General features: G+C 45.2%; 14 protein-coding genes and 1 tRNA gene. 6 read left to right on the top strand and 9 right to left on the bottom strand.

The window, feature by feature from the left end:
* Positions 1-82: 82 nt before the first annotated feature.
* Both NKU06_RS08360 and NKU06_RS08355 read left to right on the top strand, forming a co-directional pair.
* Positions 83-158, top strand: a tRNA-Glu gene (locus tag NKU06_RS08360).
* Between the two features lie 111 nt (positions 159-269).
* Positions 270-1061, top strand: a complete 792-nt coding sequence (locus NKU06_RS08355; RefSeq protein WP_253223265.1) for an NRDE family protein — start codon at positions 270-272, stop codon at positions 1059-1061.
* A 4-nt stretch (positions 1062-1065) separates the two neighbouring features.
* Here NKU06_RS08355 and NKU06_RS08350 read toward each other — a convergent pair whose 3' ends face one another.
* Positions 1066-2139: a type I glyceraldehyde-3-phosphate dehydrogenase gene (locus tag NKU06_RS08350; protein WP_371928005.1), complete on the bottom strand. Its 1074-nt coding sequence runs from the start codon at positions 2137-2139 to the stop codon at positions 1066-1068.
* Entirely contained in the window at positions 2132-3994 is a 1863-nt protein-coding gene (locus NKU06_RS08345; RefSeq protein ID WP_254729980.1) for a helix-turn-helix domain-containing protein, read from the bottom strand. Before NKU06_RS08345 ends, NKU06_RS08350 begins: the two co-directional genes overlap by 8 nt.
* Positions 3995-4232: 238 nt before the next feature.
* Here NKU06_RS08345 and NKU06_RS08340 point away from each other — a divergent pair, with 238 nt between their 5' ends.
* On the top strand, positions 4233-4664 hold the full coding sequence (locus tag NKU06_RS08340; protein ID WP_254729978.1) for a hypothetical protein: 432 nt from the start codon (positions 4233-4235) through the stop codon (positions 4662-4664).
* Between the two features lie 64 nt (positions 4665-4728).
* On the opposite strand, the gene tkt is transcribed toward NKU06_RS08340, so the two are convergent.
* Together tkt and serS are read right to left on the bottom strand one after the other, a co-directional pair.
* Positions 4729-6747 carry a transketolase gene (gene tkt, locus NKU06_RS08335; RefSeq protein WP_254729976.1) on the bottom strand — a complete coding sequence of 673 codons (2019 nt, stop codon included), beginning with the start codon at positions 6745-6747 and terminating at the stop codon, positions 4729-4731.
* 421 nt (positions 6748-7168) lie between these two features.
* The gene (gene serS, locus NKU06_RS08330) at positions 7169-8440 is read right to left on the bottom strand and encodes a serine--tRNA ligase (RefSeq protein WP_254729974.1); all 1272 of its coding nucleotides are present in this window, start codon (positions 8438-8440) and stop codon (positions 7169-7171) included.
* A 269-nt stretch (positions 8441-8709) separates the two neighbouring features.
* On the opposite strand from serS, the gene NKU06_RS08325 reads away from it, so the two are divergent.
* On the top strand, positions 8710-9369 hold the full coding sequence (locus NKU06_RS08325) for a YcxB family protein (RefSeq protein WP_078253414.1): 660 nt from the start codon (positions 8710-8712) through the stop codon (positions 9367-9369).
* A 55-nt stretch (positions 9370-9424) separates the two neighbouring features.
* Here NKU06_RS08325 and NKU06_RS08320 read toward each other — a convergent pair whose 3' ends face one another.
* The 3 genes from NKU06_RS08320 to guaB all read right to left on the bottom strand — a co-directional run bounded on the left by NKU06_RS08320 (position 9425) and on the right by guaB (position 12818).
* Positions 9425-10516 (bottom strand): WG repeat-containing protein, encoded by a 1092-nt coding sequence (locus NKU06_RS08320; protein WP_254729972.1) that lies wholly within the window; start codon positions 10514-10516, stop codon positions 9425-9427.
* A 107-nt stretch (positions 10517-10623) separates the two neighbouring features.
* Positions 10624-11277, bottom strand: a complete 654-nt coding sequence (locus NKU06_RS08315; protein WP_254728721.1) for an IS1595 family transposase — start codon at positions 11275-11277, stop codon at positions 10624-10626.
* 68 nt (positions 11278-11345) lie between these two features.
* The gene (gene guaB / locus NKU06_RS08310) at positions 11346-12818 is read right to left on the bottom strand and encodes an IMP dehydrogenase (RefSeq protein WP_078318128.1); all 1473 of its coding nucleotides are present in this window, start codon (positions 12816-12818) and stop codon (positions 11346-11348) included.
* A 214-nt stretch (positions 12819-13032) separates the two neighbouring features.
* Here guaB and NKU06_RS08305 point away from each other — a divergent pair, with 214 nt between their 5' ends.
* Together NKU06_RS08305 and NKU06_RS08300 are read left to right on the top strand one after the other, a co-directional pair.
* Entirely contained in the window at positions 13033-13830 is a 798-nt protein-coding gene (locus NKU06_RS08305; protein WP_254729970.1) for a DsbC family protein, read from the top strand.
* A gap of 314 nt (positions 13831-14144) precedes the next feature.
* A complete protein-coding gene (locus NKU06_RS08300; RefSeq protein ID WP_254729968.1) occupies positions 14145-15446 on the top strand; it encodes a homoserine dehydrogenase in 1302 nt (433 codons plus the stop codon).
* Positions 15447-15645: 199 nt separating this feature from the next.
* Here NKU06_RS08300 and cysS read toward each other — a convergent pair whose 3' ends face one another.
* The gene (gene cysS, locus NKU06_RS08295) at positions 15646-17097 is read right to left on the bottom strand and encodes a cysteine--tRNA ligase (protein WP_254729966.1); all 1452 of its coding nucleotides are present in this window, start codon (positions 17095-17097) and stop codon (positions 15646-15648) included.
* A 225-nt stretch (positions 17098-17322) separates the two neighbouring features.
* On the bottom strand, positions 17323-18036 hold the full coding sequence (locus NKU06_RS08290) for a phosphoribosyltransferase (protein WP_254729964.1): 714 nt from the start codon (positions 18034-18036) through the stop codon (positions 17323-17325).
* Between the last annotated feature and the right edge of the window lie 67 nt (positions 18037-18103).

Raw genomic sequence — 18103 nt, 5'->3', positions numbered from 1 at the left:
AATGTGCGCACTTTCGGAACAACGGTGAAAGCGCCGAAAGTTGGTAAAGCAAACTTGATTAAGATTGACTTTACAACCTAGTGTCCCATTCGTCTAGAGGCCTAGGACACCGCCCTTTCACGGCGGTAACAGGGGTTCGAATCCCCTATGGGATGCCAATATTCTAAAACGCACTTAAGTTTAACTTAGGTGCGTTTTTCTTTGTGCGTGTTTTACTTTTTATCAAAACCTGCTATACTCAAACCCATCTTTATCAATAATTTTTACCCATGTGTATCGTAGCTTTGGCGTGGCAAGTGTTGCCTGATTTGCCCTTATGTCTGATTTCTAATCGTGATGAATTTTATGCGCGCAAATCATTATCCTTGCACGAGTGGCAATCGGGGATTTTTGCAGGGCAGGATGAACAAGCGCATGGCACTTGGATGGGTGTGACGCGCGCAGGTCGCTGGGCGGTGCTGACCAATCATCGCAATGGCTTGGATAAAACCACTTATGCGACCAGTCGCGGTCATCTAGTGGCGCAATATTTACAAAGTGATGTCAGCCCTATGGCATTTGGCAGAAGTCTTAGTCCAAGCTTTAAGCAGTTTGCAGGGTTTAATCTAATCATCGGTGACAGACAGCAAGCAGTGTATATCAGCAACCGCGGTGATGGCATTGAGCTACTTGCCCACGGCGTCCATGTCGTCAGCAATAACCTTAAGAGCGAACATTGGCACAAATGCGCACATCTGCGACAGCGATTCGTCCAAGAGCTACTGCCCATCGCCCAAAGCACACAATATGAGAAGCTTAATGATTTATCAGACGCCCTATCGCCCATCGCATGGCAATTGTTAGAAGATGACAGGCAATTGCCTGACGACAAACTTCCTAATACAGGCATCGATGACACATGGGAGAAGATGCTATCATCGACTTTTATTGCAAGTAATCACTACGGCACGCGCGTATCAAACCTACTTTTAATGAGCCAAAACTCGCTACATTGGCAAGAAAAATCACAGCACGGCGATGATCGTGGACAGATTGCCCAAGTACAGTTTTCATTGGATTGAAAATTTAGCGATTTGCCAAAATATCACACATATCCAGCAGTCGATTGGCATAACCCCACTCATTATCATACCACGCGAAAATCTTCACAAGCTCGCCTGCTGCCATCAGCTGCGCGCCATCAATCACCAAAGAATGACTGTCGCCAATAAAATCACTCGACACAAGCGGTGCATCAGTATAGCCCATGATGCCTTGTAGCCGCCCTGTGCTTTGGGCTTGCAGACTGCGGCGGATTTGCTCAATCGGTACAGGCTGAGTGAATGTCACCGTCACATCGATGGCAGCGACATTAATGGTCGGCACACGAATCGAATGCCCATTGATTTTGCCTTGCATGGCAGGTAGCACGCGCTCAGTGGCGTTGATGCTACTTGATGTCGTCGGTATGATATTATGCCCACTGGCACGCGCACGGCGCAAATCGCGATGCGCTTGATCGAGCACACTTTGGTCGGCTGTCACCGCATGGATCTCTGTCATCATCACTGAGCGTATGCCAAATTCATTATCCAGCACCGACAACAGCGGCACCAATGCCTGCGTGGTACAAGAGACGCTTGAGATGATCGGCAAATCTCGGTTCAGCTCATCATTATTCACCCCAATCACGATACTGGCGTCAATCTCATCAAATGGCGCAGCACCAACGATCACCTGCGCCGCCCCCGCTCGCCTGTGGCGCGACGCATCGGCATAAGAGCGAAAATGCCCGCTGCACTCAAGCACCACATCGATACCAAGCTCTTGCCACGGTAAATATTCAGGATTTCTTTGGTTTAATAACAAAATATCAAAGGCTTGATTCTCATGACAAATGCACAGCTTTCTTGTACCATCATCGGTATCATCGATGATTTGCGCTGTCGTTGTGCCATCTTGGGATAACTGGCTAAAGCGTCCGTGCGTGCTGTCAAATTGCAATAAATGCAGCAGCACCTGCCAATCGGCGACATCATTAATCGCCACAAGCTCAATCCGATACAGTAAGCGATACCGCGCGACAAAAGCACGCAGCACATTACGACCGATACGCCCAAAGCCATTGATAGCAAGGCGAAGAGTAGGTTTATCACGCATCATCACCCGCCTTATCCGCACCTTGATCGGCTTTGGTATCAATAAAAATCAACGCCAAACGCACTTGGTTATAATTATATTTACTGTCTAATTCTTCGGCAATCGGGCGCAACTTCACCCCATCGACAAACTCCCCTTGGGCATCGAGCTGTTCATACACCGCTTGAATATCAGCCAAGACATCGGCATCAGGCTGATATTTGGCTCGGTCAATCTCTTTGCCCGCCTTGATCACATCATCCAAATGCCCAATCACCGTCGATAGCGCAAGACTGCGCTCAGCTGCGATATTCTCAAGCGTCATGCCTGTCTGTATCAGCCCATAAGTGGCGTTCACGGTGGCAGTCAGTCCATTAGACTGCACAGCGTCTTTTTTGTGCTGCGTGGCTTTGGCTTTGCGCTGGGCGGCGGCTTGTTTTTTGGCTGCCAGATGCTTTTCGTTCAAGGCGATCTTGGCAGGGTCGGTAATACCCCCACAAGCATCGATAAAGGCAGTGTAAATCTGCTCTAGCGCGTCATCATCCAATACACCAAACGCCTGCGCGTGCTCTTGTGACAACTCGATCAATCGCCGATCAATGAACTGCACCCATTCATCCAGTAATAGGCTATTAATCTTCAGCCCTAATAATTTTAGACCATCTAAGGAGCGCAGCCGTGACAACGCCACATAGCCCTGCCCCATCTCAAAGGTCTTGGATAGGTCAATCTCAGCGGCATCAAGCGTCATGCCTTGCGACTTATGCACGGTAATCGCCCACGCAAGGCACAAAGGCACTTGCGTCACGCTCGCCAGCACTTCGCCATCACGCCCTTCGGTCGTCCATTCTTCAGGTTCAGCCAAGACTTCACCGCCGTTATTGAGCTGTACGATCGGATACGCCACTTCATCGATCACCGCTTTGGCGTCTTTGTATTGCTTGCCTGATACACCCATAAATGCCTTGATCTCGCCCATCGTGCCATTATACACACCAAGCAGCGGCATATTTTTGACAAACATCACCTTTGCGCCAATTTTCAGCGTCAGTGTCTCAGGCGCGCGCACGCTTTTGAGCAAGGTTTCGCGCAGTGCTTTCTCGCCAGTACTCACCGCGACGAAGGATTGCGGCGTGGCATCAAGCTGATCGAGCTCTTTTTGATTGATCTTATCAACATCGGTATTGTGCGTGTATAGGCGCGTGCGGTTCATCGCAACCGTATGCATCTGCGTGCCACTTAGCACATCGACCGCCTGCTGAGTGACGGTCTGCGAGCGGATTTGGTTTAGGATATCATTGAGTGATAAGCCGTACTTTTCTCGCTCACCTTGTCCTGCCTGGCGATGCTGTTCGGTCAGATAGCAGATTTGAAAATTACATTCAAGCCAAGCCTTTGACATAAAAGCATATTTTTCTTTGGAAGTTTCGCCTTTTTCACCCACAGGGGGTAGCTGAAAAAAATCACCCGAAAAAATCACCTGCACCCCGCCAAACGGCAGCTCACTTTTGCGAAAATGGCGCATCACTGCATCGATGGCATCCACCTGCTTAAGATGCAACATCGAAATTTCATCAACAATCAATACCTTAGTATTGCGAATACGATCAAGATAATCCTCACGCCCTGCCAGACGCTGCAAATTTACTTTTTCAAAACTATCAGCAATGCCAATACCCGACCACGAATGAATGGTCATGCCGTTCATATGTGTAGCAGCAATGCCTGTACTTGCGGTAATCGCCACAGGAACGCCACGCACACGCAAATAGTCAATGTACTGATTGAGTACATAGGTCTTGCCTGCGCCTGCCTGCCCTGTCAAAAAGACATTTTGCCCTGTTTTTAGGATGGATAATGCGGTGGATTGTTTCATGCTGTGTGTCGATTTGGCAATCAAATAAATTGCTTAGGATAGCATATTTTTGGACTTAATTTGTAGAAATTAGCCATATCTTTTCGCAATAAACCCCAAATAGCTCATGCACAACCATCGAAATGGTTTAAAAATGGGCAAATTTCCATTAATCAATTTTATTATTTGCTAATAAGTTACTTGTATTAATCAATGCAATTATCTATAATAATATAACAAACCCATAAAAGGATTTTTTATGAAATCAGTTACCAAGCTTGCTCTAGCTACAGCCTTATGCAGTGGCATTGCCATGACTTCGACCAGTTATGCAGCATATGATGAAAGTAGCAATACTCAAACCACTTGCTATATTTTTAAAAACAACAAAAATATAGCAAAAAGCAAATGCACTTATGATTTTTCAGGTTATAGTGGTGGTGCTGGCACATGGGGTTCATACACCATTCGCATTCCGCAACATGGCACTTACGAGCTAGGCGTAACCGATAATAACGGTTCATCCAGAACGCTCATTGGCGATTTTAATGAAAAACCAGCCACTTACCAAAGACGCATTAAAAAATCATTAAAGTTGGCAAAAAACAAGGATTATTCTGAAACCACCATGCCATGCATCAAAAATCGTCAAGGCTTAGAGATTTGCTGGATTGACCATTCTATGCTTTAACAAATATAAGAAAAAAAAATCGGGCATATCACTCGATACGCCCGATTTTTATTGGTTTAGCGGATTAGACCAAAGATTTGACCGCATCCACCACAGCTTCGGTCGTGATACCAAAATGCTCGAACAAGTCCTTGGCAGGTGCTGACTCACCAAAGGTCGTCATACCGATGATTTTGCCATCCAGACCAACGAACTTATACCAATAATCGACGATACCCGCTTCAACAGCGACACGGGCACGCACCGATGATGGTAGCACTGATTCGATATAGTCGCTTGATTGCTTGACAAAGATTTCGGCACATGGCATTGATACCACACGCACGCCCACGCCTGCGTCGGTCAGTTGTTTGTGTGCATTCATCGCAAGCTCTACTTCTGAGCCTGTGGCGATGATGATGGCTTGTAGTGCGCCTTGCTCGCTTGCCAAGATGTAGCCGCCTTTTTCGATATTATTGATTTGCTCATCGCTGCGTGCTTGGAATGCCAAGTTTTGACGAGATAGAATCAGTGATGATGGCGCATTGGCGGTTTGTAGGGCTTTTTTCCAAGCGACAGCGGTCTCAACCGTATCGCATGGACGCCATGTGAAGTGATTTGGCGTGTTGCGTAGGCTGGCAACTTGCTCAACTGGCTGATGCGTCGGGCCATCTTCACCCAGACCGATAGAATCATGCGTATAGACATTGATGACACGCTGCTTCATCAGTGCTGACATACGCACCGCATTGCGTGCATATTCCATAAACATCAAGAAGGTCGCTGTATAAGGGATAAATCCGCCATGAAGCGCTACGCCATTAGCGATCGCAGTCATACCAAATTCACGCACGCCATAGTGGACATAGTTACCATCAGCATGATCTTGGACGCCTTTTGCACCCGACCATAGTGTCAAGTTCGAGCCTGCTAGATCAGCTGAGCCGCCTAGGATTTCAGGTAGATTTGGTGCTAGTGCTGCGATGGCATTTTGGCTGGCTTTACGAGTCGCGATGCTTTCACCTTTGTCATTGCAGGCTTTGATGTAGTCGTTCGCCACAGTTTCAAAATCAGTAGGCAACTCACCACTCAAACGACGGCTAAGTTCGGCCGCTTCAGCTGGATAAGCTGCTTGATACTTGGCAAATTGTTCATTCCACGCTGCTTCACGCGCATCACCCGCCTCACGAGCATCCCATGCTTGATAAATCTCATCAGGGATGGCAAATGGCGTACTATCTGCCCAGCCCATCGCTTCACGAGCCAATGCAATCTCATCAGCACCAAGCGGCGCACCGTGGCAGTCTTCTTTGCCTTGCTTATTTGGTGAGCCTAGACCAATGATGGTCTTACAGATGATTAGGCTAGGCTTGGTAGTTTCGGCTTTGGCTTCGATGGTGGCTGCACGAATGGCATCTTGGTCATGACCGTCCACATGAAGCACCTGCCAGCCATACGCTTCAAAACGCTTGGTGGTGTCATCACTGAACCAGCCTTCAACTTCACCATCAATCGAGATGCCGTTGTCATCATAATAAGCAATCAGCTTGCCCAGCCCCAAAGTCCCTGCCAATGAGCACGCTTCATGGCTGACACCTTCCATCAAACAGCCATCACCCAAGAATGCATAGGTGTAGTGGTCGATGATGGCATTGTCCGCTTTGTTAAACTGCGCTGCCAAAGTCTTCTCAGCCAAAGCAAAACCGACCGCATTGGCGATACCCTGACCCAATGGACCTGTGGTAGTCTCGATGCCATCAGCATAGCCATGCTCTGGATGACCTGCAGTTTTTGAATGCAGCTGACGGAACTTTTTGATGTCATCTAGACTAAGATTATAGCCGCTTAGATGCAATAGTGCATAAATCAGCATTGAACCATGACCATTAGATAATACAAAGCGGTCACGGTTTGCCCAGTTGGCATTGTTTGGGTTATGGCTTAGAAATTCACGCCACAACACTTCGGCGATATCCGCCATACCCATTGGCGCACCTGGATGGCCTGAGTTGGCTTGTTGAACCGCATCCATCGCTAGAATACGGATGGCATTGGCATTTGGTCGTTGATTTAATGATTGGGCTTGAACTGATAAAGAAGTCATAAACTCACTCTTGGTTAAAAAATTAGGTTAAAAACAAACATCAAGTAATTTAAAAAAATATTTGTCAGCTTGATAATTTTTAAAATCACCGCTGACTACCACTGCATAAAGGGGTGTATTTATGCACCATAAAGATAACAATATCCGTTCTGCCTCTTGGCACTCTGCCCTCTCTTTTAAAGTCTGCCCAAGCCTCATCCCAATGTGTATCTACATAATTCACTACACAATCTTTATAAGGGACGGGTGTACTGCTGTATAGATGATTTAAGAATCGTTGCTTTTCTGTTAGTGTCATGACAACATAAAAAATCACAACCAAACCACTTACAAACAGTACAGTCTTAAACAGTCTTTGCATTTATCTTTTTAATTCAGCGATACCATTTACTTATCAGAGTTAGATAGTAAGCCTTTGTTTTCAGCAAGATATGACAGTCGCACCGCCCATATAAGGCTGTAGCACAGCAGGGATAGTCACTGAGCCATCAGCGTTTTGATGGTTTTCAAGAATGGCAAGCAGCGTGCGACCGACTGCCAAGCCTGAGCCATTTAGCGTATGCACCAGCTCAGTTTGCTTGCCGTCTTTTAGGCGTGCTGACATACGGCGTGCCTGAAAATCACCGCAGTTTGAGCAGCTTGAGATTTCACGATAAGTATCTTGAGATGGTAGCCACACTTCGATGTCATAGGTCTTGACCGCACTAAAGCCCATATCGCCTGTACATAGCTGCACCACACGGTATGGCAGCTCAAGCGCTTGTAGGATGTATTCAGCTTGTGCAGTCATGTCTTCCAAAGCCTGCATGGATGTATCGGCTTTGACGATTTGTACCATTTCGACTTTTTCGAATTGATGCTGACGAATCAGACCACGAGTATCACGACCTGCTGAGCCTGCTTCAGAGCGGAAACATGGCGTATGTGCAGTCAGCTTAATCGGCAAATCACTTGGAGCTAAGATAGTATCACGCACGCTGTTGGTCAGTGGTACTTCTGATGTTGGAATCAGATAGTATTCTTTGTCGCCACGCAGTTTGAATAGGTCTTCTTCAAACTTCGGCAGCTGACCTGTACCCTGCAAGCTGTCGGCATTGACCATGTATGGCACATACATTTCGGTGTAGCCATACTTGGTGGTGTGTGTATCTAGCATAAACTGAATCAATGCACGATTTAGGCGAGCAACCGCCCCTTTTAGCACGCTAAAACGAGCGCCTGTCAATTTGGCAGCCATCTCAAAATCCAGCATACCAAGCTGTTCAGCAACATCGGTATGATCTTTGATTTCAAAATCAAAGGCTCTTGGCACGCCCCAGCGACGCACTTCAACATTGTCATTTTCATCGTTGCCCACAGGCACGCCATCGGCAGGGATATTTGGGATTTGTAGGCTTGCATTGGTGATGGTTGCTTGTAGATCACGCAGTTCGTTTTCGGCGGTTTTCATCGCTTCAGAGACTGCTTGCATCTGATTCATCAGCTCAGTAGCATCTTCTCCGTTACGCTTGAGCTCACCGACTTTTTTAGCACCTGCATTCTTTTGGGCTTGTAGCTCTTCGGTTTTTACTTGAATGGATTTTCGCTGCTCTTCCACTGACTGCCAAAAAGCGATGTCGAGCTCATAGCCACGAGTTGCCAATTTTGCCTTAAGTTCGTCTAAATTACCACGCAAAAATTTTGGGTCTAGCATATCAAAAATCCTATCAAAGCATTTTGGGTGATTGACAAAGCTAACAGCCCAAAATGTTTTTGTAAAGTTTATACTGTTTTTACTAAGTTTAAAAATTTATGTATGACACATAAATACTTGCCAATGATAGCAAATTTTCCCCAAAATTTCAGCCAATTTCATCATTTCGTGCCAATTTGCCCAAAAAATTTTTGCAAATTCCAAGTTTTGGTTTATTTTTTTGTATAAAATGGTAATATAAGCACAGTCTTTTTATGGAAATGAAAATTATGTCAAAAGCGTTGTACCCTTATACCCTAAAGCCTGTTGCCCTAAACATGACCGAAGCGGAGTTTCGTGCGGCACAGCTTGCCCTGTTTGACAAAAGCTCAAGCCATTATTCTATCAAGTCCATCAAGCCAAAAGAGTGGATTGTGATGGCGATTGCCGTGGCTGCTGCAATTGCTGGTCTTGTGTTTGTCAGTGGCTATTCAACCATTATTTTTTGGTTGATGCTTGTGCTTGTAGGCTTGTATCTACTGGCGCGCACATTGGGTCTAAAATGGTATATGCAAAGAGAATACCAAAAACAAGTCGCTAGCACCGAGATGCCTGAGCAGATGAGTGGCATTCAGCTTGGCGTGCAGTCGCATGGTTTGGTTATGGCAATCCCTGCACCGCAAACCATCATGAACTCACCACAGATGCGTGGTATGCAGATGAAAACCGCACCAACCCAATCAGCGGTGATTGGCTGGGATACAGTAACCAGTTGGGATGAGACGGATGAATTTTTGTTTATGATGTTTGAAATGAAAGGTCAAAAAGGCAGCCAAATCATTCCAAAACGCCTAGATAAGCAAGGTTTGCCAATTGACACCATCAAAAAACACCTAAGCGAAGTCAAACCAAAGGGTTTGGAATCTGTGATGCAAACTGCCAATAGCTGATTTATAAGCTTAAAATAAAAAGCGAGAATGGATGTTCTCGCTTTTTTGTTAAGAATCACTCACATGGCACCAACTTAGCCTGATGATCGATACACGCTACTTCATCAGGGATTGCAGTACTCACTTCTGCCTTGCCATCTCTAAAGGTAAACATCATCATCCCCATCATATTAACACTGTAGCGTGGTACGGTCTCATCTGGGTACTGAAAATCAATCACAGCATTACCATTTTTATCAATAAAACCCCAAACACCATCTTTCATCACGCCTGCCATGCCTTCGCTGAACGAGCGGACTTCTTGATACTGCGGCAGAATTACTTGTTTGCCAGCTTTATCGACAAATCCCCATTGACCAACATTATCACTGACCGCCAACAGCCCTTCGTTAAACCCATCATATCCAGTAAAATTAGCAAGAGTATCGGTAAAGTGCGATAAATCCATTCCATTACCGTTGGTATCAATCATACCCCATGATCCAGTATTATAAATATCATCTAAATTATCATCATAATAATGATATAACAAAATACCTTCTTCGCTAAAGTTGGTCAGATGATCATATTCAAATGGAATAAGAACTTGATTATCACGACTGATGACGCCAAATTTACCATCTTTTTTGACCACGATACCGTGCTTATTTGCAGGATACGCCCATTGTTCACTATATTTATTTTCAGGATCTTGCGTGCTGTCGTACATCAGAGGAATCACCGTCCTACCGGACAAATCGATATATCCCACTTTTTCATCTTGCATCACAGCGATCAGACCTTCACTAGCGATCATATCCACAGCTTCATAGCCTAAGATATCTACGATAACTTCACCTTTGGGATTGATAAGCTCATGCTGAACAACCTGTTGGCTTGTATCATATTTGATAGCATTATAAAGCCCTTTGACAAAACTAAGCCCAGTATCATCATATACACAGTTAATTTCATCATAAGGTAAATCAGGCACTTTGCAGTCTGGATTGCTAGACGATGTGCGTGTAAAGCTTGCAATTAACTGATCTGTCGCATCATCGACCTTTGTGGTTTGTTCGCTTGCATTCATCTCGCTTTGATTACCACAAGCAACCAACAACATCGCCATAGCCAAGCATGACACTTTACCCAACATTGCCAATTTCATAAGCACTCCATCACTCCAATAAGATATAATTGTAATTTAGATTAAAAATACCATTTATCAATCATAGATAAATGGTATTTTATAGAAGGGGCTGTAGTAGATAAGGTCTAAATCCCACACCATTTTCTCAATATTTTAAGCTGATTAGATGGTGTACTGTAGTTAAATCTAAACTCACATTCTTTGATAAAAAGATGGAAGTTTTTCTTGTCAATGCCATTGTATTTTCTAAGTACTCGTTTAGCTTGAGACCAGAAATTTTCAATGCCGTTGATGTGGTTGTGGTCTTTGACAAACTCTTTGGAATGATTGATGCGAAAGTGTTTAAACTCACTCACATCAAGAGCATTATAGCTTCTGTAACTATCTGTGTAAACGATGCTATCTGGCTTGATTTTGCTTGAGATGATAGGCATTAAGGTGCTTTGCTTGGTATCTTTTACCACAACAGTATAAACCTTGCCATTACGCTTCAAAAGACCAAATACAGCTGTTTTACCACCAGCGCCACGACCTCGCTTACCTTTGCGAATGCCACCGAAGTAGCTTTCATCAAGCTCTACTTCACCATCAAACAAAGTGTGAGCTTCAAGGTTGAGATTATATTCTATCACAAGTCTGATTTTGCGGTAAAATAAAGCTGCTGAATTGTGCTGAATGCCAAGCAAATCACTTGCTGTTCTAGCAGTAACTTGTGCAACAAAAAATTCAAGCAGTTTTATTTGAACTTTTTTACTTAATTTACAACGAGTTATCTTCATGTTTGTAGTATAGCATAAGTGCTAATCTACTACAGCCCCTTATAGAAAGCCAAACTTTATATCAAGAATTAATTCTGACGATAGTTCGGTGCTTCTTTGGTGATTTGGACATCGTGGACGTGCGATTCTTTCATACCTGCTGATGTCACTTTGACAAAGGTGGTATTAGCACGCATCTCTTCGATGGTACGGCAGCCTGTGTAGCCCATCGATGATTTTAAGCCACCTGCCAGCTGATTGATGATGCCTGCCACTGGGCCTTTGTATGGTACACGGCCTTCGATACCTTCTGGAACCAGCTTTTCAACACCGTCTTTGGCATCTTGGAAATAACGGTCTGATGAGCCGTTTTGACCACTCATCGCACCTAGCGAGCCCATGCCACGATATGCCTTGTAGTAGCGACCTTGGAATAGCTCAACTTCACCTGGCGCTTCTTCGGTACCTGCCAATAGACTACCCACCATGATGCACGACGCACCTGCTGCGATGGCTTTTGCCATATCGCCTGAGAAGCGGATACCACCATCAGCGATCAATGGGATGCGGTCTTTGAGTGCGGTGGCGACATTGTCAATCGCACTGATTTGCGGTACACCAATACCTGCGATGATACGCGTGGTACAGATAGAGCCAGGGCCGATACCGACTTTGACAGCGTTTGCACCTGCATCCATCAAGGCAAGTGCTGCATCGCCTGTTGCGATATTACCACCGATGACTTGGATGTTTGGATAGTTTTTCTTGATCCATGCCACACGGTCGATAACACCTTTTGAGTGGCCATGTGCTGTATCGACGATGATGACATCGACATTGGCATCAATCAAGGCTTCAACACGTGCTTCGGTATCTGCACCTGTACCGACAGCAGCACCGACACGCAGACGGCCACGGCTGTCTTTGGCGGCATTTGGGTTGTTTTCAGCTTTGGTAAAGTCATTGACGGTGATGAGACCTTTTAGGCGAAAATCATCATCAATCACCACGACTTTTTCGATACGGTGCTTATGAAGTAGCTCTTTGATACGCTCTTGAGACTCGCCTTCTTTGACAGTCACCAGCTTATCTTTTGGTGTCATGACATTTGACACAGGCTGATTCAGGTTGGTCTCAAAGCGTAAATCACGGTGGGTAACGATACCAACGACCTTATTGCTACCTGCTTCTACGACAGGTACACCGCTGATTTTGTGCTCACGAGTGATGCGTAGCAAATCGCCCACAGTGGCATCAGGATTGACAGTGATTGGGTCAGCAACAGTACCTGCTTCAAATTTTTTGACATGGCGGACACGGCGTGCTTGATGAGCGATGTCCATGTTTTTGTGGATGATACCCAGACCGCCAAGCTGAGCCATTGCAATCGCCATCTTAGATTCGGTGACGGTATCCATCGCCGCTGAGATGATTGGCAGATTTAGGTTGATGTCAGTGGTTAGGCGAGTACTTAGGTTGGTTTCTTTTGGTAGGACTTCTGAGTAGGCAGGTAGGAGCAAGACATCATCAAATGTCAAGGCATCGTAGGCAATGCGTAGCATAGGTTATTTCCTTTGTAGTGTGCCAAATTATCCAAAAATCAGATAATTAGGTTGATGAAATAACGCCGTATTGTACCAAAAATTACGGGGTGTTGGCAAGGTTTTTTCAACTTATAAATCACAGCCTGCTTTTATTTGTATCGATTATCGTTAAAAACTGGCATACAACCCAAAACTTTGCCATAATACATAAAACCAATCAATGAGTTATCGTATGAAATTATCTACCCGCTTCTTACTAACAAGTATGCTTATTAGCACCCTATTGCTTACCGCCTGTGGCGATAAAGCACAAACCAAAAGCGAAACAGGCGCACCGACGGCGACAGCGACACCTGCAAGCGACAAGACCGACACTGCTGTCATCAAAGCCCTACAAGATAATTTGGATAAATCTGGTGTCACCATCAAAGTCACCAATGCCATCGCCACACAGATGCCTGATATGTACTGGGTCAGCTTTGATAACGCCCCATCGATGTTCACTGACAAATCAGGCACCTATCTGATTCAAGGGCAGATTGCCAAACTGGGTGATGGCGAGCCTGTGGATATTGGTGCCGACCTATTATCCACCATTGCCAAAGACGCACTTGCCAAAGTCCCAGAATCCGAGCAAATCATCTTCACCGCTCAAGGCGATAAAAAAGCCCACATCTATGTCTTCACCGATCCGACCTGTAATTACTGCCAAAAGCTACACAGCGAGATCGATGCCATCACCGCAGGCGGTGTCGAAGTCCGTTACTTGGCTTGGCCACGTGCCCAAAAAGATGTCCCACTTGCCAAGGCCATTTGGTGTAGCAGCGACCGCCAAGATGCACTGGCTCAAGCCAAACAAGGCAAAGCCATCAACGCACCTGACTGCGACAATCCTGTCGAGCAGCACATGGCATTGGGGCATACACTTGGCGTCAGTGGTACACCAGCAATCTTTACTGCATCAGGTATGCAAATCGGCGGCTATGTACCTGCTGATGAGCTCATTAAATTAGCGATTGATAATCAATAAGCCAATGCTTGATTATCCGCTTAAATTGGCCAAAGCTCATCACTGACTTTAGGCTAGATCTGAGGCTTTGTTTGGTGAGATGTCAAACAAAGCCCTTATTTGTACTATTACAAATTCGGCAATCAAAACGCTTATTCCAAAAGGCTTAAGCGATTCACACCAAATTTCATAAAAAATTAGTAGCACGAAACCATAAGATGTGGTAATTTAGGCAGTTTATTAGGCTTGTTAAGTTAAGCCGCTATTTTTTCGATTTTTGGCTACATTTGTAGCGATTTTACTTTATTTCAAAGATATATCCCACGGGGCTATTTGTGAATAACACGATCAATCTTGCCGTACTTGGCTTAGGCACTGTTGGCACAGGTGTGCTAAATCTACTCAAGGACAACGCCGACGAGCTGTCACGCCGTACCGGTCATCAGCTCAAAATCACCCATGCAGGCACTCGCCGTCAGCGTGATGATATCGACCCTAGCATCAACCAAACTGCCGATTTGATGGCGATTGCTGCTGCTGATGATGTTGATATCGTCATCGAAGTGATTGGTGGTACTGATGTGGCTTATGATGTCATCACCCACGCCATCCGCCACAAAAAACACGTCGTCACCGCCAATAAAGCACTGCTTGCCAAACATGGTAACGAAATCTTTAAGCTTGCCGAAGAAAATGGCGTGCAAGTCCGCTATGAAGCTGCGGTCGCAGGCGGTATCCCAATCATCAAAATCGTGCGTGAAGCACTTGCTGCCAACAAAATCGACTGGCTAGCTGGTATCATTAATGGTACTGGCAACTTTATCATGTCAGAAATGCAGCTTAAGAACCGCAAATTTGGCGATGTCCTAGCAGAAGCACAAGCGCTCGGCTATGCTGAAGCAGATCCGACATTTGATGTCGAAGGTATCGATGCAGCACACAAGCTGTCACTACTGGCATCGATCGCCTTTGGTATTCCTGTGCAGTTTGATAAAGTATATTGCGAAGGCATCACCAAAATCAGCCTACAAGATGTCGTCTATGCCAAAGAGCTTGGCTATACCATCAAGCACTTAGGTTTTGCTATCCGTCGTGACAATGGCGTCGAGCTGCGTGTACATCCGACACTGATTCCAAATCAAGCACTACTTGCCAATGTCAATGGCGTCAAAAATGCCGTGATGGTCGATGCACACCCACTTGGACAGTCGCTATACTATGGCGATGGTGCAGGCGCAGGTGCGACTGCATCGGCAGTGATGGCAGATGTGATGGACTTGGTTCGTGCGATGAGCTCACACAATCACTTTGCTGTACCGCATCTAGCGTTCAAATCTGACCAACTGTCAGACACACGCATCCTACCAAGCGATGAGATGACTTCTGGCTACTATCTACGCCTGACAGTCAAAGATGAAGTCGGCGTACTGGCTGACACCACGCGTATCCTAAGTGATAATGGTATCAATATCGATGCTATCCTACAGCGTGATGCACACAAATCAGGCCTGGTGCCAATCATCATTCTCACCCTGCCTGTGGTCGAAAAACAAATGAACACCGCCATCGAGCAAATCGAAGCCTTGGGTGCGGTGGTCGAGCCTGTGGTACGCATCCGCCTAGAAAGCTTGGAATAATTGCTTGGCTTTAACTGTCGCGAAAACCAAAAAGACGGCCTGATGGTCGTCTTTTAGTTTATGCAATCGAATCAATCCACCGCCAATTAACCGGCAAACAAAAAAGCTTTTGTTTGATCAAAAGCTTTTTTGTTCTATTACATTCCATCTAAATTCTGCTGTCATTGCTGATTTACAAGCATAATTTATCAAGCCATCATCACACCCGACGCCAAGTCGTGCCTGCTCGGCTGTCTTCAAGCTCAATGCCCAGTGCTTTTAGCGCTTCACGGATGGCATCGGCTTTGGCAAAGTCTTTATTGGCTTTGGCTTCGGCACGCTCGCTGATTTTAGCTTCGATATCAGCATCACTTAGCCCATCTTCATCAGCACCGATTTTGGCTTGCAAAAATTCGGTTGGCGCCGCTTGGATGATATTAAGCACACTTGCCAAAGTCTTTAGGATAACCGCTTGATTCATCGCCTCATTGGCATCATCCGCTTTGATGGCACGGTTCAATTTGCCCGCCACATCAAACAGCACACTCACTGCCTTGGCGGTATTAAAGTCATCATTCATCGCTGCTGCAAATGCCTGCCCTGACTCGCTTGCCCATGCTGTATCGCTGATCTGGACATCGCCATAGCTTTCGGCAGATTTGAGCGCTTGGTATAAGCGAGTGAGTGCCGTGTGGCTTTCTTTGAGCGCTGCATCTGAGAAATTGACTGGGCTGCGATAATGACTGGATAATAAGAAAAATCGCACCGTCTCAGCATGGAATTTGGCAATGACATCACGAATGGTAAAGAAATTCCCCAATGATTTGCTCATCTTCTCGCCATCGATATTAATAAAGCCCATGTGCATCCAGTTGTTGGCGTAGGTTTTGCCACTAGCGCCTTCAGATTGGGCGATTTCGTTTTCGTGGTGTGGGAACTGCAAATCATGACCACCGCCATGAATGTCAAAGGTCTCACCAAGACAGCAGGTACTCATCGCACTGCACTCAATGTGCCACCCTGGGCGACCCACACCCCAAGGCGATTGCCAATGTGGTTCAGATGGCTTGGCAGATTTCCACAGCACAAAGTCAAACGGATTATGCTTATCATCTGTCGCACCGACACGCTCTGATGCCCCTGCTTGCATCTCATCGAGTTTACGCTTAGAAAGCTTACCATAACCGCTAAACTTATCCACTGCATAATACACATCACCGCCACTGCCTTGATAGGCAAGGTTTTTGGACATCAATGTATTGATAATCGCCTGCATATCATCGATATGGTCGGTAGCTTTAGGTTCTTGGTCAGGTGATGCACAACCAAGTGCCGACTCATCTTCGTGCATGGCTTTGATAAATCGTGCGGTCAGCTCGCCAATGCTCTCGCCATTTTCATTAGCACGATTGATGATCTTATCATCGATATCCGTGATATTGCGGACAAAATTCACCTCATAACCAATCGCTCTAAGCCAACGCACGATGACATCAAAACCAACCATCACCCGCGCATGACCCATGTGGCAATAATCATAAACTGTCATACCGCAGACATAGATGCCGATTTTACCATCAATCATCGGTACAAACTGGCGTTTGGTCGCCGTCAGCGTATCATACAGTGCAAGGTTTTTTTGGGTGGCGATCAAAGGATTGGTCGTGGTCATGGTCTGCCTTTTGAATGGTTTTTTGGGAAATAAATAAAAGTATCATCATACCAAAAATTCACAAAAATTGCCAAAAAAGCGAGAAATTTTGACAAACTTCGGGATAAAAAATAAGCCGACAAATTTTTTTGGCGACTTATTTTGATAAGCAAAAACTAAGATTGCTAAGGTTTTGACAATGTAAGCTTTCTTGGCTTGATATGCTTGATGGCATACTCATAAGCATCATTGAGATCTTGTCTTAATGAGTGTATCTCGGACTGTGTCAAGACCGTGCCGATGTATTTGCTTGGCAAGGTATCTGGCTTCGGACTCGGTAAATTTTGAGAAGTCATAATGAAATTCTTTTTGCCACCAATGTTCTAAATCTTGACCAGCTTGTTTGCGTAGCTGACCCAAAGTTGCCTTTGTAATAGGTAGTTTAGCAGAATTTGGTTTGCCATTCAAGGTAGAAACTGCAACCACTTTACCGCCATTTAATTCGATAAAACCACGCAAATCTGCCAAAGTACCGCCCTGTGTAATGACATCATCCACAATAAGATATTGTCGATTTGCAACCACCTTTCCATTAAATATCACTCGCTTTAGCAAGCGACCAACGCCATCTGATTGGGTTCTATATGCTTTACTTGCTTGCACAATATCTAAATCAATTTGCAAGCCAAGATTTTGTTGAATAATCGCAGCAAATGCCATTGGAATCTTATTTCTTCCAAGATATTCTTCAGCGTGTACTGGCAACACAAATACATCCTTACTGCTGTGAAGTACATTAAATAATTCTTGCAAGAAATTATCCGTGATGTATTCATCTACCAAAGCCAAAGCCGCACTCGTATCACCCGATTTTGCCAACAAGTATAGTTCATGCGTTGTAATGGTTGCAGCAGTATGAGCAATCAATACATTTGGCAAATCACGCCAATCAGTTCGCATATTATTTTCCAAAACAATTCTTTCAAGGAGCTATTTTAGCATATAAAATCAAAACCAACCGCCTACT

This window comes from Moraxella sp. FZLJ2109, assembly GCF_024296965.1.
Lineage (GTDB): Bacteria > Pseudomonadota > Gammaproteobacteria > Pseudomonadales > Moraxellaceae > Moraxella.
This window is presented reverse-complemented; position numbering and strand designations above follow the sequence as displayed.